Below are 23,025 nucleotides of genomic sequence, written 5' to 3' on the forward strand. Positions count from 1 at the left end.
GTCACGTTTTGACGGGGTGACGTGAAAATGAGGTGTCAGGTCGTCACGCCGTGGCTCAGCAGATCCTCGTGGAAGGCGCCGAACGGTTCGCTCGGATGGGCCAGCTGGATCTCCAGGATCCACAGCCCGTCCGACGGTGGCGCCGCCAGGTCGCCGAGGTCGCCGCCCTTGTGGATCGCGTGCGGGAAGTCGCTGACCCGGTGCCCCTTGATCGCGTGGTTGAGCCGCCAGCCCATCGCCTCGGCACGCGCGCCCGCAAACGCATACAGCGCCTGGCCGCTCAGCGCGCGGGTGCGCCAGGCATCGGCCACTTCATGGAACAGCGTCCGCGCGGCCTCGGCGCAGGCCAGCCGTTCCGGTGCGTCGCCCACCACGAAGGTGTCGCCCACATCGCCTTCGTGACCGTCGAACACCAGGCCCAGGTCGATGAAATAGCTGTCGTTCGCGCCCAGCCGCACGTTCGGCTCGGAGCGCTGGCGATAGGTCCTGGTGGTGTTCGGCCCGATCCGGATCAGCACCGGATGCCACAGCCGCTCGCAGCCCAGCTCGCGGAACACCTCGGCTGCCTCGAACTTCGCTTCCTCCTCGCTGATGCCCGGGCGCATGCGCTGGCGGATGCCATGCAGCGCGGCCCAGGTCTTCTCGCGCGCCCGTTGCATCAGGGCGGGGTCGAAGCGCCGGCCTACGGCTTCGCGTTCCGGGTCGGTCATCAGCTCTCCGGTGATTCGTGGGGGATTTGCGTCGATAGGGGGTATCTTCCCGCGATCACCCCGGGCAGTGCACCCGATCAGGCCGGCGCTTGGCTCAGTAGCAGGAGGCCGAGCCCGATCGCGGCCGGCAGTGCCTGGATCCACAGGATCTTCCGGGCCGCGGTCAGCCCGCCGAAGATGCCGGCGACCAGCACGCAACCGAGGAAGAATGCCTTCACGCCGAAACCGGCGCTGCCCAGGTAAAGGCCCCAGGCCAGCCCGGCCGCGAGGAAGCCGTTGTACAGCCCCTGGTTGGCGGCCAGTGCCCTGGACTGCTCGGCGAATTCCACGCTGAGACCGAAGGCGCGCCGACCGGAGGGCCGGGTCCACAGGAACATTTCCAGGATCAGAAACCACAGGTGGAGCAGGGCGATCAGGGCGATCACGATGTTCGCGGCGAAGGACATGGCGCGGTTTCCCCTGGATGGCGACAGTTGACGGCTGCAGCGCGGAGTGTCGCAGCAGGCTCATCGGCCTGCAATTGCGTGCGGGCAGCGTCGGGTCGCCGCCGGGTTCGGCGACCCGGCCGACGCGGATCCGCGGGATTGCTCAGCCCGGCGGCAGGACGGGGACCGGCATGCCGTCGATCGCCGGCTCCGACGCGCCCAGCCGGCGCAACAGCCGGTAGTGCGAGGCAATACCCGCGGCGAAGCTGCGGTGGGTCAGGTAGGGCACGCCGTGCTCACGACAGGTCGCCTCGACCACGCGGGCGACCATCGGGTAATGCACATGCGATATGCGCGGGAACAAGTGGTGTTCGATCTGGAAATTGAGTCCGCCGATCAGCCAGCTCAATACGCGGCTGTCGCGGGCGAAATCCACCGTGGTCTGCATCTGGTGGATCGCCCACGGCGTGTCGATGCGCCTGCCGCTGGCGTCGGGCAGCGGAAAAGCCGCCTCTTCCACCACGTGGGCCATCTGGAATACCAGCGCCAGCAGCACCCCGGCGACCGCCGAGACCAGGGTGTAGAACAGCAGTACGGTGCCGAGCGGGTGGAACATCAGCGGCAGGCCGAAGGCAAGCGTGAAGAACACCAGCTTCCCCAGCAGCAGCCGGGCCAGGTCCCAGCCGCGCGGGCGACTGAACGGGCGTTCGCCGATGGTGCCGCTGATCAGGTCGCGAAAGTCGCCGTACAGATGCCAGCGGAGCGCGGTCACGCCGTACAGCAGCCACAGGTAGATGTGCTGCCAGCGATGCCATGGCCGCCGCGGTTGCGACGGCGACAAGCGTCCCAGCACGCCCAGCTCGATATCGCTGTCGTGCCCGGAGACATTCACCCAGGTGTGATGGAAGCGGCCGTGCTTCCATTGCCAGATGTACGAGCTGCCGCCGACCATGTCCAGCGCAAGCGCCATCAGGCGGTTGACCCGGGCGTGCCGCGAATACGCCTGATGGCCGCCGTCGTGCATGATGTTGAAGCCGATCAGGGCCGTCGCGGTGCCCAGCACCAGGGCGAGGCCCAGCCCCTGCCACCAGCTGACGGCGAACCACACCAGCGCCACGTAGCTCAGGGCGAACGTGGCCAGGATGATCGTCGTCTTGAGGTACATCTGTGCGCTGTCGCGCTGTCGTGTACCGGTCCGCTTGAACTCGGCCTCGACGCGCTGCCGCAGTTCGCGATGGAACGAGTTGTCGCCGCTGAACTTCAGCGGCTCGTCACGGATACCCGGTGGTTCGGCGAAAGCATGGCCCCCGCGATGTGATGAATCGAGGGACATGGCAAGGCCTGGCGAACGATAAGGCCGCAGTCTACCTTGTCGGGCGTAACGCCTGCGTCACGGCCGTGCATGGCAGGCGTGAGCAGGAAGCCGTGCGTCGGGACGCGTTCGCGGGAACGTGCGGCACCGTCGCCTGGTCAGGTCGCGGCCTTGAACGTGACGACCAGCACGTCGCGATGCGCCGGGAGGGCCGGATCGAACGCGGTCACCGCGGTCACCCCGTGGCTGACCCGGGCGTCGTCCACCAGGGCCGCATCCAGCGGATGGGTGAGGGTGAAGCTGCCCAGCAGCCCGCCGTCGTCGGCGTGGATGGTGGTGGTGCCACTCTCGATGTTCTGGCGATCGATCAGCAGCACCAGCACATAGTCGACGCCGTCACGGTGCACGCCTTCGGGTGTCGGTTCGCCGGCTTCGCCGGCGCTGGCCTCGATGCGGAACTGGTGCGTCTCGACGTGCCAGTGGCGGTTGTCCGGTGCCAGCGGCGCAAACAACTGGTAGCCGAACTCGATGATGCGGCGCAGGCTCGTGCCATCGGCCAGGGCCGGGCTGATCGGCCGGAACCAGCGCTGGATGTCGCCCTGCAGCGGATTGTGCTGCAGGCTCTGGAAGTGCGGCTGGTGGGATTCGCGCTGCAACCGGCCCTCCGGCCCGATCGAAAACGTGGCATGGCGCCGGCGTCTGCGGCGCCCGGTGGCGGCAAGGTAGGTATCCGGCGCGAGGTCGTTCCAGCTCGCGGCAAACGCCGGCCAGTCGTCCATCGACGCTCCGTCCAGCATGCCGCGCATGACGTCTCCGGCAACAAATGCAAATCCATCGGCTCGCAGCGTGGCCTGCAGCATGGATGTCGAGGGCGATACGGTCATGTGGTCACGGTAGCAGGCGGGGCCGGGATTGTATGCGGCTGGCTGCGCCCGGTGAAGTCGAGTGGCCTGGAATGCCTGCGTCAGCCGGTCCGGCCTGGGGTGCCGGTTTGCGCGGCAGCGGGGTACGGCTGGCGACGGCGGCAAGATCGGACTGGATGTTCGTGGCGTCGGGGACCTGCGCCAGTGAACGCCGCGGCGGTTGCCGTGGCCGGCGGAAGCATGCGCGAACGGACGGGTCCGCGACGGATCGTGCCGGGTGGTGCGGACGGATCGTTCGATCATGCTTTGAAAGCATATACGTTTAGATGTTTAGACGTCTATTGACAATGGCAAAACGAACATCCAATATCCGCTTCACTCATCGAGACCGGCTGAGGGACAGGCCCTTTGAAGCCGGGGCAACCTGCGGAGCATTTCCGTCACGGTGCCAACTCCTGCGGAGGTGCCTCGCGGCACCTGCCGGTAGATGGGCGTCATCCATGTCGCGGCGGCTTGCCGTCGATCCAGGGGCGACGACCTTTCCGGTACCTCGCAGGGCGATGCCTACCGGAGAGAGTTCCATGACGTTCCAGCCCGAAACCAGCCATGTCGAAGCCGGCCATGCGGCGTTTGCGGACATCGTGGAGCCGCCGTACACGCGGCGGCAGCTGACCACACTGCGCGGTTCGCGGCAGCTCCAGCTCACCCCGAAGTACGGCGACGGCCCACGCGAGGTCGAGGTGCGCTATCTGTGGTGCGGTGCCCCCGAGGCGCCGACGCTGATCGTGCAGGGCGGCATCTCGGCCAACCGCGACGTCGCCACGCTGGAGGACGATGCCGCCCCCGGCTGGTGGCAGGCGCTGGTGGGCCGTGACGCGGCGATCGACCTTACCCGCTGGCGGGTACTGGCGATCGACTGGCTGACCCCGGTCCAGCTGGGCGCGAGCGCGGTATCCAGCGAGGACCAGGCAGATGCGCTGGCGGCACTGCTGCCGGCGCTGGGTATCCGCCACGTGCATGCCTTCATCGGCTCCTCCTACGGCGCGATGGTGGCGCTGGCGTTCGCCGCGCGGCATCCGCTGCAGCTGGGGCGCCTGCTGCTGCTGGCCGGCGCCCACCGGCCGCATCCGCTGAGCACCGCGCAGCGCAGCGTGCAGCGCGGCATCGTGCGGCTCGGGCAGGCCAGCGGCCGGGTCGACGAGGCGCTGGCGCTGGCGCGTCAGCTGGCGATCACCACGTACCGCGGCAGCGCCGAGTTCGGCCGGCGCTTCGCCGGCGGCCCGGAGTGGCGCGACGATCGGTTCCACTTCCCGGTCGAGGACTATCTGGAACACCAGGGGCGGCGCTTCGTCGAGCGCTTCGATGCGGATCGCTTCCTGGCCCTGTCCGAGTCGATCGACCTGCACGACGTGACACCGGAGCAGATCCCCACGCCGGCCACCCTGATCGGTTTTCCGTCCGACCGGCTGGTGCCGCTGGCCGACCTGTGCGAGTTGCAGCGGCGGCTGCATGGTCCGGCCACGCTGGAAGTGGTCGAGTCGGTGTATGGCCACGACGCATTCCTGAAAGAACCCGAGCAGCTCGCGCCGCTGTTGCGCGACGCGCTCGCCTGACTGCCTGCCCACCGAACATCAGCCGTAATGGAGACACCCCATGAGTGAGTCCGCCCCCTGTACCCGCGCCGTGCGCGCCGGCATCGAGAGCGACACCCAGCACGGCGCGGTGGTGCCGCCGCTGCACCTGTCGACCAACTACAGCTTCGAGGGTTTCGGGCGCAAGCGCGCCTACGATTACTCGCGCAGCGGCAACCCCACCCGCGACCTGCTCGGCGAGGCGCTGGCGGAGCTGGAGCAGGGCGTGGGTGCGGTGGTCACCTCCAGCGGCATGTCGGCGGTAGCGCTGGTGCTGGAGCTGGTGCCGGCCGGGGCGACGGTGCTGGCGGCGCACGATTGCTACGGCGGCACCTGGCGGCTGCTGGATGCGTGGGCGAAGAAGGGCCGCTTCAAGGTGGTGTTCGCCGACCTCAGCGACAGCGTGGCGCTGGCCGCCGGCCTGGCGCACAAGCCGGCCCTGGTGTGGGTGGAGACGCCGTCCAACCCGCTGCTGCGGATCACCGACATCCGTCACGTGGCGCACGCGGCGCATGCGATCGGGGCGCTGCTGGTGGTCGACAACACCTTCCTCTCGCCGGCCTTGCAGCAACCGTTGCTGCTGGGCGCCGACGTGGTGGTGCATTCCACCACCAAGTACATCAACGGCCACAGCGACGTGGTCGGCGGCGCGGTGGTGGCGCGCGAGGCGGCGGTCGCCGAGCAGCTGAAGTGGTGGGCCAACTGCAACGGACTCACCGGGGCGCCGTTCGACAGCTACCTCACCCTGCGGGGACTGCGCACGCTGAGTGTGCGGCTGCGCCAGCACCAGGAGAACGCCACCCGCATCGCCGAACGTCTGGACGGCCATCCGGCGGTGCGCAAGGTCTATTACCCCGGCCTCGAGCATCACGTCGGACATGCGCTGGCGTCGCGCCAGCAGCAGGGCTTCGGTGCGATGCTGAGCTTCGAGCTGGACGGCGAGGTGAGCCAGATCGAGGCCTTCGTCGACGGCCTGCAGTATTTCTCGCTGGCCGAGTCGCTGGGCGGGGTCGAGAGCCTGATTGCCCATCCGGCCACGATGACCCATGCATCGATGGCGCCGGAGGCCCGCCGCAACGCCGGCATCGCCGACAGCCTGCTGCGGCTGTCGGTGGGCATCGAGGACGGTGACGACCTGCTGCGCGATCTCGATGCGGCGCTGGTGCGCGCCGCCGCGGTGGAGAAATCCAGACGCCGGGTGATCGCATGAGTGCCGTGCTGGATGCCGGGAGGGCAGCTGTGGGAGCGGCTTCAGCCGCGATGCCATCGTCGTCAAGAGGCATCGCGACTGAAGTCGCTCCCACAGTCGCTTCGGCAGCAGCGGCTTCATCCACCATCGCGATCGTGCTGCTGGGCACCGGCGTGGTCGGCGGGGCGTTGCTGAAATTGTTGAATACCTCCGCTGCCGCCCGCGTGCGGCTGGTCGGTGCGGCCAATTCGCGCCGGCAGCAGACCGATCCGGCCCGGCTCGCCAGCCGCGGCCTGCGCGAGCAGCTCAACGGTGCGGGGGAGGCGCGCGACAACGCCCGTCTGCTCGCCGCGCTGGATGCCAGCGGTGTGCCGGTCAAGGTGATCATCGACGCCAGCGCCAGTGCCACGCTGGCCGCGCGCCATGCCGAATGGCTGGCGCGCGGTTACCACGTGGTCACCGCGAACAAGGCGCTGGCCGGCGGCGAGCTGAGCGGTTGGCGGGCGCTGCAGGCGGCGCTGGCCACGGGCGCGCGCTATGGCGATTCGGCCACCGTGGGCGCGGGCCTGCCGGTGCTGTCCACCTTGCGCCGGCTGCTCGGCTGCGGCGACAGCCTGCTCACGCTGGAAGGCGTGTTCTCCGGTTCACTGTCCTGGCTGTTCAACCAGTACGACGGCAGCCGCCCGTTCTCCAGTCTGCTGCGCGAAGCACGCCAGCTCGGCTTCACCGAGCCCGATCCGCGCTCGGACCTGTCCGGCGAGGATGTCGCGCGCAAGCTGTTGATCATCGCCCGCCACGCCGGTTTCTCGATCGGCAGCGACGAGGTGGTGGTGGAAAGCCTGGTGCCCGAGGCACTGCGCGGCATCGACGGTGCCGTATTCCTGGCCCGGCTGGAAGAACTGGATGCGCCGCTGGCGGCCCGTCACGCCGAGGCGACTGCGCGCGGCAACGTGTTGCGCTTCCTGGCCCGGCTCAACCAGCGCGGGCACGCCCGCATCGGCCTGGTCGAGGTGGCGCCGACCCATCCGGCAGCGCGCCTGTACGGCACCGACAACCTGTTCGCCCTCACCACCACCCGCTACAACGCCCAGCCGCTGGTGATCCAGGGGCCGGGGGCGGGGCCGGAGATCACCGCGCAGGCCATGCTTGCGGATGTGCTGGCGCTGGGCTGAGCCTGGCCGGATCAGGGCGGCGGCGCGGGTGACCCGGCCGCCGTGCCGTCGAGCAGATGCAGCGCGTTCGCCACCGCCGTCGCGATGCGGTGGGGATCGCCTTGCGGTTCGCTCGCATAGCGTTGCGTGCCGTGGTTCCAGGCATCGCCGAACGCATACCAGTCGATCGGTTTCGCCGGCTGGCCGGTGCGCAACGCCGTGTCGAGCGAAGCGAAGTAGCGCTGCCAGCGCGGCAGGTAGTAGTCGCCGGTGAGGCCGGCCCAGTCCTTGTTGCCGTAGTCGTGCAGCTCGGCGCCCTCGCTGGCCTTGCGCTCGCCCCAGGTGGTGAGGATCGAGCGGGCGTCGTGGTTCAGCCGCCCGAGTTCATCGGGCGTCGAGGCCCACGCCGGCACCCGTGCCAGCCAGCTGCCGAGCAGGAAGCTGCGGTCGCTGGCGAGCAGCCGATCCTGCAGTCGCATCAGCTGCAGCCAGCGCGACGTCAGCGCTTCGAAGCGGGCGCGATCCTTGCTGTCATAGGCCGCCTTGATCCGCGGCAGCAGCCGGCGGCTCTCGTTGGCCAGGGTCTGGCGGGCGATGTCGACCAGGTCGTACCGATAGGTTTCGCTGCCGCGCAGCGCAGGCGCCACTTCGAGCATCTCGGGCAGGGCCCGCGCGAACGCGGCGGGGTCGTAGCGCATCGCCTCGGGCGACCAGTGCGAGGCGCGGTTGGTGGTCAGGCTGGGCTGGGCATCGAACAGCGATTCCTGCGCCGCGTCGCGCTCGCTGTTGAACTCCACCTTGTCGATGCGGATGTCGTACGCGGTGGCGAGCAGGATCTTCCACGCGGCCAGCGCATGCGGATCGGCGGCGCCGTAGCGCCGGCGCACGTAGTCGGCGGTCCACTGCGCCAGGTTGACCGGCGCGCGGCGCCAGGCCATCTCGGTGAACAGGTCGAAGGCGAACGGGTTGGTGTCCATGCCCTCGGTGAACAGCGCGGTGCCGACCATGTTCGGGTTGCTGCTGCCCATCCGCTGCAGACGCGCGGTGAGGTTCTGGCTGCTGGCGCCGAGCGTTGTGCGTCCGCCGAATTCCCACAGCCCGCCGAACAGGAACGGCGCGCCCTGGAAATCCTTCTGGCGATCGTCGCGCGGCACGCGGTCGTGATCGATGTCGATGATGAACAGGTGCTTGCGCTCGACCCCGGTGAGCAGGTCCTGGCGTGGGTTGCCCTGCCAGGCCAGCATCATCCAGTCGGCACCCGGATGGGCTTGCTGCAACGCCGCCTGCACGTCGCGCGCCGCCTCGGGCACCGGCACGTCGCCGGAGCTGCCGCCTTCCTGGAACACCTCCATGTCGTAGATGCCGCTGTCGCCGAACAGTTCGCGCTGGTGGCGGTAGAACGACGCCGCGATCTTCGCGAACATCGGATCGCGCGGGTCCAGCCAGCCGGGCCGGGTGAAGCCGGCCCACTCGCCCTGCGGCAGCACGTGGGCGGCGGGGAACTTCTTTTCGAAGTCGGCCGGCACGATGCCGTAGAAGCCCGGCAGCACCGGGGTGATGCCCAGCTCGCGCAGGCGCGCGACGATCCGCTGCGCCGACTTCACCCGCTCGCGCATCAGCACCTGGCTGATCGGGCCGTCGAAGCAGCACAGGTTGCCCATCAGCTGCCAGTTCTGGTGTGCCGGCTGGGTGATCCAGGCGCGGATCTCGCGGTCGGAATAACCGAAGTCGCGGAAGGTCGCGTACAGCACGCTGTCCATGCCGCGCTCGACGATCATCGCGTTGATCCCCGACAGCGCCAGCACGTCGATCTCGCGCTGCCAGCGCGGCCAGTCCCAGTACGGCATGGTGTAGCCGTCGGTGTTCTGGTTCAGCGCGTAGCGGTAGCGGTACAGCGCGTCCTTCTCGATCGTTTCGCGCGGCAGCGGCAGCCTGCGCGGTGCGCCGAGCCGGTCGCCGTTGGGCGAGATCTGCACCTGCGCCACGTATTTCAGGTACCAGTCGACCCCGAACAACAGGGCACTCGTGCTGCTGCCCTCGACCCGGACGTGGCCGTCGGCGCTGGAGATGCGAAAGCGTTCGTGGCCGTCCTTCGACGCGAGCGTGCCGAGCTGGATCTGCGCCGCCTCATGCGGCAGCAGCCGGTGCAGCACGCCGGCGGCGGGGCGCAGATCGAAGGCCGGCGTGTCCGCGGCATGGGCCACGGAAAGCGACAGCGACAGCAGCAGGCCGAGCAGGGCGGCGACGAGAGGCGAGGCGGGCGAGCGCATGCGTTGCATCTTAGTCCCGTGGAGGAGAGTGACCAAAGCCCGATGCCCGACGACGCACGATGTTTCCCGAGCCGTGCCGGTACGGCGCAACGCCGGGCGGCATGCCTGCATCGCCTTCGCTCAGGGGTCGAGATGGGCCTCGGCGATCGCCTGCGGCTTCAATCTGGCCGCCCGGCTCACGCCGGCGATCAGCAGCAGGATCCCGAACAGGGTCAGTGGTGCCGGCATGTTGCCGCGCAGGATGTAGGTGTAGCCGAGCGCCGCCAGCGTCTCGAACACGATCAGCTGTCCCACCTGCGCGGGGGGCATGCGCTGGCTGGCCTGGTTCCAGCACAGCGTGCCGAGCCACGAGGCAAACAGGCCGATGGCGAACATCAGGCCGACGAAGAACGCCGGACGCGGGCCGAACGGCATCGCGAATGCATGGCCGGTGGCGAGCATGCCCAGCCACAGCACCGCGTAGCCGATCAGTGCCAACGGCAGGGTGGCGAGCCCTTGCGCCGTGGCCCAGGTGAGCGGATTGCGTTCCGCGTGGGCGCGCAGCCAGTCGGCGTTGCGCAACGGGTACCAGGTCCAGCAGGCCACCGCCGCCAGGGCAAACAGCGCGCCGTGTAGGTAGCGCGTCGGGTCGGCATGCGCATCCCGGCGCAGGGCGGCCAGCTCGACATGATTCACGCAGGCGACGCCGAGCGCGATCAGTGCCAGCGATGGAATCAGGCGGAGCCAGGGCAGGCGGCCATCGCGCTGGACCCGACGCCCGTTCGCGGCCACTGCGATCACCACCGGCAGGGTACCGATGATCATCGTCGGCAGTGGGGCCCCGGCGCGCTGGATCGCGCTGGCCAGGCACAGGTAGTAGAGCAGGTTGCCGATCGCCGCCAGTTTGAACGCCTCGCGCCAGTCCGAACGCGTGAGCTGGCGCAACCGGCGTCTGTCGAGCCAGCTCAACGGCAGCGCGAGCAGGCCAAACGCGAGGTAGCGTCCCACGGACTGCAGTGCTGCCGGATACCCCGGCAGCAGCAACGGACCGACAAAGACCAGGCCCCACATCAGTCCGGCCGCCAGTGCATAAAGGATTCCACGCCACATGGACGGCGAGCCTAGGGCGCGGCAGGCCGTGGGTCTTGCACCAGATTGCGGTCGCCATGCATGCGGCTCAGCCGCGCAACTGCCGCTGGTAGCGTGCCGGAGTCACGCCATAACGGTGCGCGAAGGCGCGCGTCAGATGCGCCTGGTCGGTCATGCCTGTGGCGGCGGCGACCTGCGCTGGCGGCTGGTTGACAGCGAGCAGGCGCTTGGCCTCGAACAACCGAAGCGCCATCAGCATCTGCTGCGGCGTCACGTGGTGCTGCGCCTTGAAGGCGCGCAGGAAATGGAATGGGCTGAGGCCCGCCACACGAGCCAGTTCCTCGAGCGTGAGGCGGCGCCCCAGGTGGGTGCGCAGATAGTCGATCACATCCGCAAACCGGTGCGGGCGGTTCGCCGCGGCGGGCGCGGGCACGCGTGCATGTCGGCGGAAGGCGGCGAGCACTTCGTAAAGCAGGCTGTCGAACGCCAGCGGCTCGTGCGCCTGCCACAGGCGGTCGAGCAGATCCGACACGTGTCGGGCATCGGAGGGCTGGTGACATACGGCATCGTCGAACCACCAGTCGCCCTCTCCGGCGACGCGGGTCATCAGCCCGGAATCCACGTAGATCATGCGGTAGCGCCAACCGGCGGGGGTGTCGGCGCGGCCGGTGTGCAGTTCGTCCGGATTCATCATCACCAGCGAACCGGGTGCGGCCAGATGCTCGGCGCCGCGATAGCGGAAGCGCTCGGCGCCCGCTTCGATCGCGCCCAGTCCGAACGCCTCGTGCGTATGCGGTTCGAAGGCATGGCGCACGATATGGGCGCGATAGAGCTCGATGCCCTGGCGATGCGCGGGACGGCGGAATTCGGCCACGTCGCGGCGACATTCGAAGGAGAGGGGGACGCCGTTCATTCGACGATGATGGCACGGTGCGGACGCGGCGGCGCACCGTGCGGACGGCGGCGGATCGGGCACGCCCGGCGCCGGATGATCGCGGTCGTGGCCGTGCGGGCGCCGACACGAAAACGCGCGGCAATGAGCCGCGCGTTTTCGTTCGATCCGGACCCGAGGCTCAGTGCCCGGTGATGCGCTCCGCCTCTTCCTCGTCCGGCGGCACCAGCGGCGCGTCCGGATGCTCGTGGGCTTCCAGTTGCGCCGCTTCCACCGACGGCGTGCGCCAGCCGGATTTCACGCCCCACAGGTAGAACACCAGGCCGATCACCGCGACCACCACCAGGTCCCAGCCGTAGGGCAGGTAGTCGAGGCCACCGAACTTCGCGCTGCCGATGCGCGAGACGATCGCCAGCGAGACCAGGTAGAACACCAGCCACCACGCCCCCTTCAGCTGCTTGCCGAATTCATGCCAGCCACTCTTGTACTGGTAGTACAGGTACACCGGCAGGGCAGCCACCACCAGCACGATGATCTGCCCGGTCAGTGGCCACTTGGCCCAGTACAACAGTTCGGCCGACATGATGAAGGCGATGCCGGCGATCACCGGCAGGCCGTGCAGGCGGAACGGACGATGCAATTCCGGCGCGGTGCGGCGCAGCGTCATCACGCTGACCGGGCCGGTCAGGTAGGAGATGATCGTGGCCACCGAGATCACCGCGGCCAGCGAATCCCAGCCGCGGAAGAAGAACAGGAACAGGAACGACACCACCAGGTTCAGCCACATCGCCGGGCGCGGCACGCCCCACTTCGGATGCACCATGCCGAAGATCTTCGGCAGCGTGCCGTTGCGCTCCATGCCGTAGATCATGCGGGCGGTGGAGGCGGTGTAGGTCATGCCGGTGCCGCTGGGGCTGACGAACGCATCGGCGTACAGCAGGATCGCCAGCCAGTTGAGGTTGAGAATGACGGCCAGCTCGGCGAACGGCGAGCTGAAGTCGATGCCGTGCCAGCCGGCCTTGGCCAGCATGTCCGGCGGCACCGCGCCGAGGAAGGCGACCTGCAGCAGCACATAGATCACCGTGGCGATCACGATCGCGCCGATGATCGCGAACGGAATGCTGCGGCCCGGGTTGCGCGCTTCGCCGGCCAGGTTCACCGGGCTCTGGAAGCCGTTGAAGCTGAACACGATGCCGGCGGTGGCGACCGCGGTGAGGATCGCCGCGAAATTGTTCGCGTGGTGGCCGCCGTTGGCACCGACCGAGAAATTCTCCGCATGGAAACCGCTGGCGATCAGCGCCACGCCGGTGGCCGCCGGGATCACCATCTTGATGATCGTGATCACGCTGTTGGAGCGCGCGAACAGCTTGACGCTCCAGAAGTTCAGCAGAAAGTAGATCACCACCAGCACCGCGGCGATGCCCAGTCCCACGTGGCTCAATTCACCGTGCTGGCCGGGCACCCGCTGGTACAGGTCCTGCGCCCACTGCCACTTCCAGCCCGACATGTACTGCACCGAGGCCTCGGCCTCGATCGGGATCACCGACACGATCGCGATCCAGTTGCCCCAGGCGGCGATGAAGCCGACCAGCGAACCGTGCGAGTAGTGGCCGTAGCGCACCATGCCGCCGGATTCGGGGAACATCGCGCCGAGCTCGGCGTAGGTCAGCGCGATCGTCATGATGATCGCCGCGCCCAGCACCCACGCCCAGATCGCGCCGGGACCGGCGAGCCTGGCGGCGTTCCAGGCACCGAACAGCCAGCCGGAGCCGATGATCGAACCGAGGCCGGTATACATGAGGGCCATGGGGCCGACTTCGCGGTGAATCGCGCGTTCCTGGGACATGGAGACTCCTGCGTCGGCGCGTGATGCGCCCCAAAGTGGGTGATGGTTGCAGAGTTGGGCGGCGGATGTCATCCATCGGAGGTCACCCGCCTCGATGTGCCCTCGGACACCTTGATGCGCAGGCCCGCCGTCCGGTTGTCCCTGCGAAGGCAGGGACCCGGTGACTGTGCCGCTAGTGGGGTCTTGGGGACAGGGCTTTCGCGCGCCGGCGCATGAAAGCTGTTGTCTTTGATCGACGCGAGCGCAAGCGCCAGACGTTCCTCAGCACTCGATCACATTCACCGCCAACCCGCCCCGCGATGTTTCCTTGTACTTGTCCTTCATGTCGCGCCCGGTATCGCGCATGGTCTTGATCACCTTGTCCAGCGAGACGCGGTGCTTGCCGTCGCTCTTCAGCGCCATGCGGCTGGCGTTGATGGCCTTGACCGAGCCCATCGCGTTGCGTTCGATGCAGGGGATCTGCACCAGGCCGCCGATCGGGTCGCAGGTGAGGCCGAGGTTGTGCTCCATGCCGATTTCGGCAGCGTTTTCCACCTGCATCACGTTGCCGCCGAGCGCGGCGGTGAGGCCGCCGGCGGCCATCGAGCAGGCCACGCCGACTTCGCCCTGGCAGCCGACTTCGGCGCCGGAGATCGAGGCGTTTTCCTTGTACAGGATGCCGATCGCGGCGGCGGTGAGCAGGTACTCGATGATGCCGTCGTCGTTCGCCTTGGGGCAGAAGCGCAGGTAGTAGTGACCGACCGCGGGCACGATGCCGGCCGCGCCGTTGGTGGGCGCGGTGACCACGCGGCCGCCGGCGGCGTTTTCCTCGTTCACCGCCAGCGCGTAGAGGTTGACCCAGTCCAGGATGGTCAGCGGATCGCGCAGCGCGGCTTCCGGCTGATTGCGCAGATCCTCCAGCATCGCCGGCGCGCGGCGGCCGACCTTGAGGCCGCCGGGCAGCACGCCGGGCGAACGCAGGCCGCGGCTGACGCAGTCCTGCATCGCCTGCCAGATGGTCAGCAGGCCAACGCGGGTTTCCGCCTCGGGACGCCACACCGACTCGTTCGCCATCATCAGCTGGGCGATGGTCATGTCGTGCTGCTTGCACAGCGCCAGCATCTGGTCGCCGCTGGAAAACGGGTAAGGCTGTTCGGTGGTGTCGGCGACGATGCGGTCTTCGGCCGCCTCGTCGGTGTTGACCACGAAGCCGCCGCCGACCGAGTAGTAGTCGCGTGTGGCCAGTTCGTTGCCGGCGGCGTCGAAGGCGCTGAAGCGCATGCCGTTGGTGTGGAACGGCAGTTTCTGGCGCTTGTTGAAGATCAGGTCGCGCTTTTCGTCGAAGGCGATCTCGTGCCGGCCCAGGATGCACAGCCGTCCGCTGCCGCGGATGCGTTCCAGCATGGCGGGAATCCGGTCCGGGTCGACCGTGTCCGGATGCTCGCCTTCCAGGCCCAGCAGCACCGCCTTGTCGGTGCCATGGCCGCGACCGGTCAGCGCCAGCGAGCCATACAGTTCGGCCTGCACCCGCGCGACCTGGCCGAGCACGCCCTTTTCCTCCAGCCAGCGTTCGGCAAAGCGGGCGGCGGCACGCATCGGCCCCACCGTGTGCGAGGACGATGGTCCGATGCCGATCTTGAACAAGTCGAATACGCTGACGGCCATGGGCGCTGCTGCTGGGTGAACGGGGAGAACCGGCTATTCTACGCGGCGTCCCCAGCCATTCGCAGCCGCATGTCCGATCTGATCCTGTACCAGCGCGATTACTGTCACCTGTGCGATCTGGCGCTGGCCGTGCTGGCCGAGGCGCGGGCACCGGACTTCGACAGCGTGTGGGTGGACGACGCGGCCGTGCTGGAGCAGCGCTACGGCACCCGCGTCCCGGTCCTGCGCGATGAGCGCGCGGACCGGGAGCTGGACTGGCCGTTCGATGCGGCGGCGGTGCGGGCGTTTCTGGGCAGCACTCGCTAGGCGCGCCCTGCGGGAGCGATTTCGGTGGGAGCGGCTTCAGCCGCGATGCTTCTGCTCGGAGCTGTCCAAAAACAAGAGCATCGCGACTGAAGTCGCTCCCACAAGGGCCGCGCTACCCGCGTCGCGATTTCAACCGCTTGAGGATTTCCTCGCGCGCCTCGCGCAGGATCGAGTCGCGGTCGAGGCTGGCCACGATGTCGGCGACCGCGCGCTTGGCGCCGGCCTCGCCCCAGGACTTGCCGGCGATCAGGTAGCGTTCGGCGGCGCGACCGATCAGTACCGTGGCATACCAGCCCAGCGCGCCCTGCGCCGCGGCGGTGACTACCACCGACAGGCCGGCGCTCATACCCTTCAGTGCCGAGGCGACCAGCTGCATGCCCCAGATCGCCCCCATCAGGGCGGCCAGCTGGGCCGAGATCACCGCCACCAGACGGCCGGATTCGCTGCGTGTCAGCGGCAGCCCGTAGACGCGCGACAGCTGCAGCACCATCGCCGCATCCAGTCCGGCGGCGGCGAGCAGGTCGGCGACCGGAATCGGATTCAGTGCGACGGCCACCCCCTTGGCCAGGCAGTAATGACGGATCAGTTTCGCCGCCACCGCCTGGCGCGTCTGCGCGATGCGCGCGCTGACCTGGTCGGTGAGCCGGCCCGCGTACAGGCCGGCGTTGATCGCCGACAGCGTCTTGCCTTCGTGTGCGGCGATCGCCAGCAGGCGCTCGCGCAGGGCCGCGACATCCGCCGGGCGCGCCTGCTCGACGACCCGCTCGTGCCCGTGGGCGTCGACCTCGACCCGCCGCTGCGCCGCCGGACGCGCGGCGGTCGTGAGGACGTCCTCCGGCCGGATCAGTCCGGCCACGCGCAGGCGCAGATGGGCCAGCAGTCCGGCGAGTTCGTCGCTGCCATAGCGATCGGCCTTGTTCAGCGCCAGCAGCAGCGGGCGCTGGGTGGCGGCCAGGGTATTCAGCGCATCGAGTTCCTCGCGGGTGAGGTCGCCATCGCAGACGAACACCACCAGGTCACTGACCTCGGCCACCTCGAACGCCAGTTGCTCGCGCGCTTCACCGTCGAGTTCGTTGATGCCGGGCGTGTCGATCAGCACCAGGCCGTCGTGCCGCGCCTCGTCGAGCGTGGCCTGCTCGGCATCGGTGGTGGTGCCGTGCAATACCCCGACGCTGAATGCCTCGCGGCCGAGCAGGGCATTGCCCAGCGCGGATTTGCCAGTGGAGACCCGGCCGAATACCGCCACATGCAGTTCGCCCCGCTCGAGCCTGGCCAGCATGCTTTCGATGCGACCGAAGTCGGACGCCAGCTCGTGGCGCACCGAGGCGGGAATGGTCGGATCGTCCAGCAGGCTGCGCAGGCTGTCGGCCACCCGCGCCGGGCCGCTGGCGTCGACACGGGGCCGGGGCGTGGCCACCGGGCCGGCGGGCCCGGCCGAAAGCCAGCCGCGCAGGCGGCGCCACAGGTTGTCAGTCGACATCGCAGCGGATGATTATTTCGAATCGAGCTGCAGGTGCGCGGTGATCTTCACGGTCGGGCCGATCACCGAGGTATCGGCGTAATCGCCGCTGCCCACGCCGAAGTCGAGCCGCTGCACGTGTCCGGCCACGTCCAGGGTGGCGCTGTTGGGACCCTGCGTGCGGAACACCACGCCCAGGCTCACCGGCCTGGTCACGCCGCGCAAAGTGAGCAGGCCGTCCGCGATCACCATCTTGCCGTCTTGGTGGAAACCGGTGGTGACGAAATGCGCGGTCGGGAACTTCGCCACGTCGAAGAAGCTCTCGCCGGGCAGGGCGTTGTCCTGGTCGTCGTCGCCGGTTTTCGCGCTGGCCAGGGTCACCGTCACGTCGAACTTCGAGTGGGCCAGGTCGGCCGGGTCGTAGCTGATGGCTGCCGTCCAGTCGCGGAAAGCGCCCGAGAACGGAGCGCCCTGGTAGGTGCCGTGGAAATTCAGTCGGCTCAGTGCCGGACGCATGTTGTAGTCGGTGGCCGCTGCGGCGCAGGGCAGCGCGAGGGCGAGCAGCAGGATGGCAAGGCGTTTCATGGTCGTTCTCCTTCGGAAGTCGAACCGCTGCGCACGCGCGCGAACGGCAGCATCCGGCGCAGCACGTCATCATTGTCCGACAAATGATGCTTCAGTGCCGCACCGACATGCGCCACCAGCACCAGCAACAGGAACCAGAACAGATATTCGTGCACCTCGAGGACCAGATCGTGCAGCGCCTGGTTCTTCGACACCAGCGCCGGCAGGTTGAACAACTTGAACCATTGCAGCGGCTTGCCGGTGACCGAATTGAACCACCAGCCGCTGAGCGGCAGCGCCAGCGCCAGCACGTACAACGTGGCGTGCACCGCGCGTGCACCCCAGTGCTGCCAGCGCGACGCCGGCGTTTCAGGCGGACGGCCGTCGAACCAGCGCCACAACATCCGCAACAGCGCCAGCGCCAGTACGGTCAGTCCGATCGACTTGTGCAGGGCCAGCCAGTTGATCTTCTGCATCGGCGAGCGGGCCAGGTCCATCAGCAGGCCGAAGGCGCCGTTGCCGAGGATGCCCAGCGCGATGACCCAGTGAAAGCACTTGGCGACCGCGCCCCATTTCCGGTCATTGCTGCGCAGATTCATGGTTGTTCCCCGGGTGCGGCAGGGTGGCGATCGTCGCGAATGGCTTCCAGCTCCAGCCACACGCTGACCTTCAGTCCGATCGAGCCGGGGTAGGCGGTGATGCCGAACGCGCGGCGATCCAGCGTGGCGGTGGCCGAAAACCCGGCGACACGGTGCAGTCCGAAAATGGTCATGGCGGCACGGTTGAAGGTGAAGGGCAGGTCCAGCGGCCGGGTGATGCCGCGCAAGGTCAGTTGCCCATGCAGCACCCCGTGGTGGTCGTCCTTGCGTTCGACACCGATGCTGACGAAATGTGCGTAACGGTTGCGTGCACAGTCAAGCAACGCCGGCCTGCACACGGCCTTGCTCCAGTCGGGGTCGCCCATGTCCACCCCGGCCAGGTCGATATCCAGCTCGGTGGCGGCGGTGCTCCAGTCGTCCGGATCGAATCGTAGCCAGCCACGAGCGATATGCAGCCGTCCAAACGGATGCGAGTAGCCATCGTGGTCGACGCCGAAAAGGATCTGGCTGTGCACCAGGTCGTAGCGGTAGCTGGCGGCACTGGCCGGCACCGCCGCCAGCAGCAGCGGCAGCACGCTCGCGACGAGGCGGAACAGCCAGCGGGTTGGGCGGGAACGAGGCATGGCGGAAGTCTGGCCGATTGATCGTGACGCCGCCAGCACCGCTGGCTGAACGATGGGTTTCGGCAGAGGATCCAATCCGCCGGTGCGACCCGCCCGTGCGGCGGGGTCGCGGACGGCAATCAGAACGTGCGCTGCACCGAGTAGTCGGCCAGGGTGGCCAGCGCGTCGCGGTGGCTCGAGGCGGGCAAGGCGACCAGTGCATCGCGCGCGGCCTGCGCGTGGGCCAGGGCGCGCTCGCGAGTGCGCTCCAGTGCGCCGGAGTCGCGGATCGAGGCGATGATGCGGTCGAGCGAATCTAGGCCGCCGTGCTCGATAGCGTGGCGCAGCGACTGTGCCTGCTGCGGGTCGGCCTTTTCCAGCGCGTAGATCAGCGGCAGGGTGGGTTTGCCCTCGGCCAGGTCGTCGCCGATGTTCTTGCCCAGGGTGCCGGCATCGGAGACGTAATCGAGCAGGTCGTCGGCGATCTGGAATGCGTAGCCCAGCTCCATGCCGTAGCGGCGCAGCGCCCCGATCTGGGCCTCGGGCAGGCCGCCGAGGATGCCGCCCAACTCGGTGGCGGCGGCGAACAGCACGGCGGTCTTGCGTTCGATCACCGCCAGGTAGGCCGCCTCGCTGACGTCGGCATTGCCGATGTTGAGCAATTGCAGCACCTCGCCCTCGGCGATCGTGTTGGTGGTGTCGGCCAGGATGCGCATGATGCGCATGTCGTCCAGCTCCACCATCAGCTGGAACGAGCGGGAATACAGGAAGTCGCCGACCAGCACGCTGGCGGCGTTGCCCCACAGCGCATTGGCGGTCTTGCGGCCGCGGCGCAGGTCGGATTCGTCGACCACGTCGTCGTGCAGCAGGGTGGAGGTATGGATGAACTCGATGATCGCGGCGAGCTTGGTGTGATGGTCGCCGCGATATCCGGCGGCACCGGCGGCCAGCACGTGCAGCATCGGGCGCAACCGCTTGCCGCCACCGGCGATGATGTGGTCGGCGATCTGGTTGATCAGCACCACGTCGGAGGACAGCCGTCGGCGAATCAGGGCATCGACACGCTGCATGTCGGCAGCCGCGAGATCGCGCACGCGGGCGAAGTCGTTTGAGGGTCCGGTGAGGTGTTCGGCGGGCGTGCTCATGCGAGCCTTCGTGAAGGTGTGGGCGCCGATTATAGGGGGTTGCCGCCGGCGCCGCCGCCGGCCTGGCGGGTGCCGTGCCGGGCGGGTGTCGACCCGCCACGCCGTCGGTCGTGGCGTTCTGTCGCACGGAGGCGGGATCCTACCTGCCTATAATCGAACGCTTCCGTGGTCATCAAGTGTGGTCTGTTGCCGTGAGCAAACTCAGCAAAGGTGAATTGAAGACGGCCTTTGCCCTCTCCAGCGTGGTCGGTCTGCGCATGTTCGGCCTGTTTCTGATCATGCCGGTGTTCAGCGCCTATGCGCTGCACCTGGCGGGGGCGACGCCGCTGCTGATCGGGCTCGCCATTGGCGTCTACGGCTTCGCGCAGGCGTTGCTGCAGGTGCCGGTGGGGCTGTTGTCCGACCGGATCGGCCGCCACGTGACGATCACCCTGGGTTTGCTGGTGTTCGTGCTCGGCAGCGTGGTGGCGGCGATGTCCCATGGTATCCACGGGATCATCCTCGGCCGCGTGCTGCAGGGCATGGGCGCGGTGTCCGGAGCCAGCCAGGCGCTGGCCGCCGATCATTCGCGCGACGACAATCGCGGCAAGGTGATGGGGATCATCGGGGTCAGCATCGGCTTTGCCTTCGTGTTGGCGATCATCCTCAGTGCACCGCTGGCCGGGGTCGCCGGCCTGTCCGGCCTGTTCGGTCTCACCGCGGTGCTGGCACTGGTCGCAATCGGTCTGCTGTGGGTGCTGGTGCCGCGTCCCAGACACCACCGCGCTCCGGCTTCGGCGCGACCGGGGTCGGTGCTGCGCATGCTGGTGACACCGCAGTTGATGGTGCTCAACGTGTCGATCTTCATGATGCATACGATGCTGACCGCCGCGTTCGTGGCTTTGCCCCTGATGTTGATGCGCAACACCGGCATGGCGCTGGATCATCAGTGGCGGCTCTACCTGCCGGTGATGCTGGTGTCCGCCGTGGTCATGGGCGGCGTGCTGCGGCGGGTGACGTCGGTGGCCGGCAGCATGCGGTTGGTACTGGTCTGCGCCGTGGGCCTGGGCCTGGCGTTGTGCGGTTTCAGCGCCGTTGGCAGCGGCCATCTGCTGTTGTGGCTGGCGGCGATGGTGTTCTTCAGCGCGTTCAACCTGCTCGAGGCCAGCCTGCCCAGCCTGGTTTCCCGACTGGCACCGGCGCATATGCGTGGCGCGGCGCTGGGGGCCTATGCAACCAGCCAGTTTCTCGGTGCCGGGGTCGGTGGCGTGCTGGGCGGCGTGATGCTGCAGCACATCAGCCTGTCCGCGGTCTTCGCCGCGGCGGCAACGTTGACCCTGTTGTGGCTGCCGCTGCTGCTGTGGGGGCGTTCACGGGTGGTGGCTGCCGACGCGGCCGTCACCGTCTGACCCGGGTGGCTGCCCCGCCGGTCCGGTGCGGTCAGGAATCGATGCCGGACCTTGAATAGCGGCAGCGAGACCCTAGAATGGTCTCGTGCGCGGTTCGCCCGGCCGCGCCTTCGCCGGCGTCCCGATGGCTCATGACATCATCCTGCTGATTGCCCATTACGGCTTGTTGCTGATCTTCTGCAACGTGCTGATCGAGCAACTCGGCGTGCCGGTGCCGGCGGTACCCACCCTGATCGTCGCCGGTGCGCTGGCCTCGAACGGCCATTTCCCGCTGGTCGCCGTGGTTGTGATCGCCGTGCTCGCCAGCCTGCTCGGCGACCTGCTCTGGTATGGGGCGGGGCGCCGCTTCGGTGCCGGCGTGATGCGCACGATCTGCCGCATCTCGCTGTCGCCGGACTCCTGCGTGAAGCAATCCGAGTTGCGCTTCCAGCGCTGGCGCGGCCGGGTCCTGCTGATCGCCAAGTTCGTGCCCGGGCTGTCCACCGTGGCGCCGCCGCTGGTCGGCGCGATGGGCCTGCGCCTGCCGAGCTTCCTGCTGCTCGACGGTCTGGGGTCGCTGCTGTGGGCCGGCAGCGCGATCGGCCTCGGCTATGTCTTTGCCGCGCAGGTCGACGATTTGCTGAACGCGCTGGCCAGTGCCGGGACGCTGGCGTTCGAGGGGCTGCTGTGCCTGCTGGCGCTCTATATCCTGGTGAAGTGGTGGCAGCGCCACCGCCTGCTGGTGGCCCTGCGCATGGCGCGCATCACGGTGGACGAACTGAACCGCGCGATCGAGGAAGGGCAGGCCCCGGTGGTGGTCGATGTGCGTTCGGAGGCGGCACGGCTGCTCGATACGCGGATCATCCCCGGTGCCCTGCTGGCCGATCTGAACGGCATCGACCAGACCGTCGGGCACCTGCCCTCGGATCGCGAGCTGGTGATCTACTGCAGCTGCCCGAACGAAGTCTCCGCGGCCAAGGCAGCCAAGCTGCTGATGGCGATCGGCTATCGCCGGGTGCGTCCGTTGCTGGGTGGTCTGGATGCCTGGGACGCGGCCGGGTACGCGGTGGCGCGGTTGCCGTCCGCTGCCCTCGGCGACGGGCAGGAAGAGGTCGTCCTGGCTGGGCGCTGAGCAGCCGGATCGTTGCCGTGCGGTCATCCGGGACGCACGGATGCTGTCGCCCGGCGCCTGCGGTGGGTCTGGCCCAAGGCGCTCTGGATTCGGCCGGCGGCGAGGTTATGATAGCCAGCCTGATTCACCACTCCGGCCGTAACTACTCCTGACGTACGGTCGGCCCAACGAGGACATCCCATGGCACGCGGTATCAACAAAGTCATCATCGTCGGCAATCTCGGTGCGGATCCGGAAATGCGCCACACCGGCGGCGGCACCGCGGTCACCACGCTCAACGTGGCCACCTCGGAAAGCTGGACCGACAAGCAGAGCGGCGAGAAGGTCGAGAAGACCGAATGGCATCGCGTGAAACTGTTCGGCCGGCTGGCCGAGATCGCCGGCGAATACCTGAAGAAGGGTCGGCAGGTCTACATCGAAGGTTCGCTGCGCACCGACAAGTACACCGACAAGCAGGGCATCGAGCGCTACAGCACCGACATCATCGCCAGCGAGATGCAGATGCTCGGCGGCAACGAAGGCGGCGGCGGTGGTGGTCAGCGCGAACGTCCGCAGAGCGCCGGCGGTGGTCAGCGCAGCGGCGGCAATTACGGTGGCCCGTCGCGCGGCAACGACGACCAGGGCGGCCCGTCGCGGCCGTCACCGGCGCCGGCCGACAGCGGCTTCGCGGATGACGAGATTCCATTCTAAAAGCTGCTTGCGACGTTACTTGCATTGGTTGTGCAGCAAAAGCCCCTGAGTGATCGGGGGCTTTTCTTTGCCTGCTCACGCTGTGTTTCGGTTCGTTTTGCAAGAGATGACGACGTCTCGCCGAGCGCACGCTTCTTTACAAAACGCCGGGTCACGCTGT

The 23,025-nt window shown here is 68.3% G+C and carries 21 protein-coding genes and 1 riboswitch; of the genes, 7 read left to right on the top strand and 14 right to left on the bottom strand.

What is annotated here, in order from left to right:
* Nucleotides 1-35 precede the first annotated feature (35 nt).
* From ACFPPA_RS15035 to ACFPPA_RS15050, 4 genes are all read right to left on the bottom strand, one after another.
* Nucleotides 36-710 carry a M24 family metallopeptidase gene (locus ACFPPA_RS15035; protein WP_377321332.1) on the bottom strand — a complete coding sequence of 225 codons (675 nt, stop codon included), beginning with the start codon at nt 708-710 and terminating at the stop codon, nt 36-38.
* A gap of 77 nt (nt 711-787) precedes the next feature.
* Entirely contained in the window at nt 788-1,156 is a 369-nt protein-coding gene (locus tag ACFPPA_RS15040; protein WP_377321334.1) for a DUF1304 domain-containing protein, read from the bottom strand.
* A 142-nt stretch (nt 1,157-1,298) separates the two neighbouring features.
* Nucleotides 1,299-2,468, bottom strand: a complete 1,170-nt coding sequence (locus tag ACFPPA_RS15045) for a fatty acid desaturase family protein (RefSeq protein WP_377321336.1) — start codon at nt 2,466-2,468, stop codon at nt 1,299-1,301.
* A 137-nt stretch (nt 2,469-2,605) separates the two neighbouring features.
* The gene (locus ACFPPA_RS15050) at nt 2,606-3,331 is read right to left on the bottom strand and encodes a 2OG-Fe dioxygenase family protein (protein WP_377321338.1); all 726 of its coding nucleotides are present in this window, start codon (nt 3,329-3,331) and stop codon (nt 2,606-2,608) included.
* A 355-nt stretch (nt 3,332-3,686) separates the two neighbouring features.
* Nucleotides 3,687-3,804: riboswitch (SAM riboswitch) on the top strand.
* Between the two features lie 87 nt (nt 3,805-3,891).
* On the opposite strand from ACFPPA_RS15050, the gene metX reads away from it, so the two are divergent.
* From metX to ACFPPA_RS15065, 3 genes are read left to right on the top strand one after another with little or no spacing between them, the layout of a single operon-like run.
* Nucleotides 3,892-4,923, top strand: a complete 1,032-nt coding sequence (gene metX / locus ACFPPA_RS15055; protein ID WP_377321340.1) for a homoserine O-succinyltransferase MetX — start codon at nt 3,892-3,894, stop codon at nt 4,921-4,923.
* Nucleotides 4,924-4,963: 40 nt separating this feature from the next.
* Entirely contained in the window at nt 4,964-6,151 is a 1,188-nt protein-coding gene (metB, locus tag ACFPPA_RS15060) for a cystathionine gamma-synthase (protein WP_377321342.1), read from the top strand.
* Nucleotides 6,152-6,201: 50 nt separating this feature from the next.
* A complete protein-coding gene (locus ACFPPA_RS15065; RefSeq protein WP_377321344.1) occupies nt 6,202-7,302 on the top strand; it encodes a homoserine dehydrogenase family protein in 1,101 nt (366 codons plus the stop codon).
* Between the two features lie 11 nt (nt 7,303-7,313).
* Here the strand turns inward: ACFPPA_RS15065 and ACFPPA_RS15070 are convergent, their stop codons facing one another.
* The 5 genes from ACFPPA_RS15070 to ACFPPA_RS15090 all read right to left on the bottom strand — a co-directional run bounded on the left by ACFPPA_RS15070 (nt 7,314) and on the right by ACFPPA_RS15090 (nt 15,001).
* Nucleotides 7,314-9,551, bottom strand: a complete 2,238-nt coding sequence (locus tag ACFPPA_RS15070; protein ID WP_377321346.1) for an alpha-N-acetylglucosaminidase — start codon at nt 9,549-9,551, stop codon at nt 7,314-7,316.
* Nucleotides 9,552-9,671: 120 nt separating this feature from the next.
* Nucleotides 9,672-10,640, bottom strand: a complete 969-nt coding sequence (locus ACFPPA_RS15075; RefSeq protein WP_377321348.1) for a DMT family transporter — start codon at nt 10,638-10,640, stop codon at nt 9,672-9,674.
* Nucleotides 10,641-10,707: 67 nt separating this feature from the next.
* A complete protein-coding gene (locus ACFPPA_RS15080) occupies nt 10,708-11,532 on the bottom strand; it encodes an AraC family transcriptional regulator (RefSeq protein ID WP_377321350.1) in 825 nt (274 codons plus the stop codon).
* 160 nt (nt 11,533-11,692) lie between these two features.
* A complete protein-coding gene (locus tag ACFPPA_RS15085) occupies nt 11,693-13,357 on the bottom strand; it encodes an APC family permease (RefSeq protein ID WP_377321352.1) in 1,665 nt (554 codons plus the stop codon).
* A gap of 261 nt (nt 13,358-13,618) precedes the next feature.
* Nucleotides 13,619-15,001 (bottom strand): L-serine ammonia-lyase, encoded by a 1,383-nt coding sequence (locus ACFPPA_RS15090; RefSeq protein ID WP_377321354.1) that lies wholly within the window; start codon nt 14,999-15,001, stop codon nt 13,619-13,621.
* Nucleotides 15,002-15,070: 69 nt separating this feature from the next.
* On the opposite strand from ACFPPA_RS15090, the gene ACFPPA_RS15095 reads away from it, so the two are divergent.
* The gene (locus tag ACFPPA_RS15095; protein WP_377321356.1) at nt 15,071-15,307 is read left to right on the top strand and encodes a glutaredoxin family protein; all 237 of its coding nucleotides are present in this window, start codon (nt 15,071-15,073) and stop codon (nt 15,305-15,307) included.
* 112 nt (nt 15,308-15,419) lie between these two features.
* On the opposite strand, the gene ACFPPA_RS15100 is transcribed toward ACFPPA_RS15095, so the two are convergent.
* The 5 genes from ACFPPA_RS15100 to ACFPPA_RS15120 all read right to left on the bottom strand — a co-directional run bounded on the left by ACFPPA_RS15100 (nt 15,420) and on the right by ACFPPA_RS15120 (nt 19,676).
* On the bottom strand, nt 15,420-16,787 hold the full coding sequence (locus ACFPPA_RS15100) for a DUF697 domain-containing protein (RefSeq protein ID WP_377321358.1): 1,368 nt from the start codon (nt 16,785-16,787) through the stop codon (nt 15,420-15,422).
* Nucleotides 16,788-16,799: 12 nt separating this feature from the next.
* Nucleotides 16,800-17,351 (bottom strand): YceI family protein, encoded by a 552-nt coding sequence (locus tag ACFPPA_RS15105; RefSeq protein ID WP_377321360.1) that lies wholly within the window; start codon nt 17,349-17,351, stop codon nt 16,800-16,802.
* A complete protein-coding gene (locus ACFPPA_RS15110) occupies nt 17,348-17,929 on the bottom strand; it encodes a cytochrome b (RefSeq protein WP_377321362.1) in 582 nt (193 codons plus the stop codon). The genes ACFPPA_RS15105 and ACFPPA_RS15110 overlap by 4 nt, the downstream gene beginning before the upstream one ends.
* Nucleotides 17,926-18,552 carry a YceI family protein gene (locus ACFPPA_RS15115; protein WP_377321364.1) on the bottom strand — a complete coding sequence of 209 codons (627 nt, stop codon included), beginning with the start codon at nt 18,550-18,552 and terminating at the stop codon, nt 17,926-17,928. Before ACFPPA_RS15115 ends, ACFPPA_RS15110 begins: the two co-directional genes overlap by 4 nt.
* Nucleotides 18,553-18,671: 119 nt before the next feature.
* On the bottom strand, nt 18,672-19,676 hold the full coding sequence (locus ACFPPA_RS15120) for a polyprenyl synthetase family protein (protein ID WP_377321366.1): 1,005 nt from the start codon (nt 19,674-19,676) through the stop codon (nt 18,672-18,674).
* A 191-nt stretch (nt 19,677-19,867) separates the two neighbouring features.
* On the opposite strand from ACFPPA_RS15120, the gene ACFPPA_RS15125 reads away from it, so the two are divergent.
* The 3 genes from ACFPPA_RS15125 (at nt 19,868) to ssb (ending at nt 22,865) form a co-directional block, all read left to right on the top strand.
* Nucleotides 19,868-21,064 carry an MFS transporter gene (locus ACFPPA_RS15125; RefSeq protein ID WP_377321368.1) on the top strand — a complete coding sequence of 399 codons (1,197 nt, stop codon included), beginning with the start codon at nt 19,868-19,870 and terminating at the stop codon, nt 21,062-21,064.
* 124 nt (nt 21,065-21,188) lie between these two features.
* Nucleotides 21,189-22,175: a VTT domain-containing protein gene (locus ACFPPA_RS15130; protein ID WP_377321370.1), complete on the top strand. Its 987-nt coding sequence runs from the start codon at nt 21,189-21,191 to the stop codon at nt 22,173-22,175.
* Nucleotides 22,176-22,355: 180 nt separating this feature from the next.
* Complete coding sequence (gene ssb, locus ACFPPA_RS15135) at nt 22,356-22,865, top strand: single-stranded DNA-binding protein (protein ID WP_377321372.1); 510 nt, start codon at nt 22,356-22,358, stop codon at nt 22,863-22,865.
* The last annotated feature ends 160 nt before the right edge of the window (nt 22,866-23,025 follow it).

Source organism: Rhodanobacter ginsengisoli (genome assembly GCF_042657065.1).
Classification (GTDB): Bacteria; Pseudomonadota; Gammaproteobacteria; order Xanthomonadales; family Rhodanobacteraceae; genus Rhodanobacter; species Rhodanobacter ginsengisoli.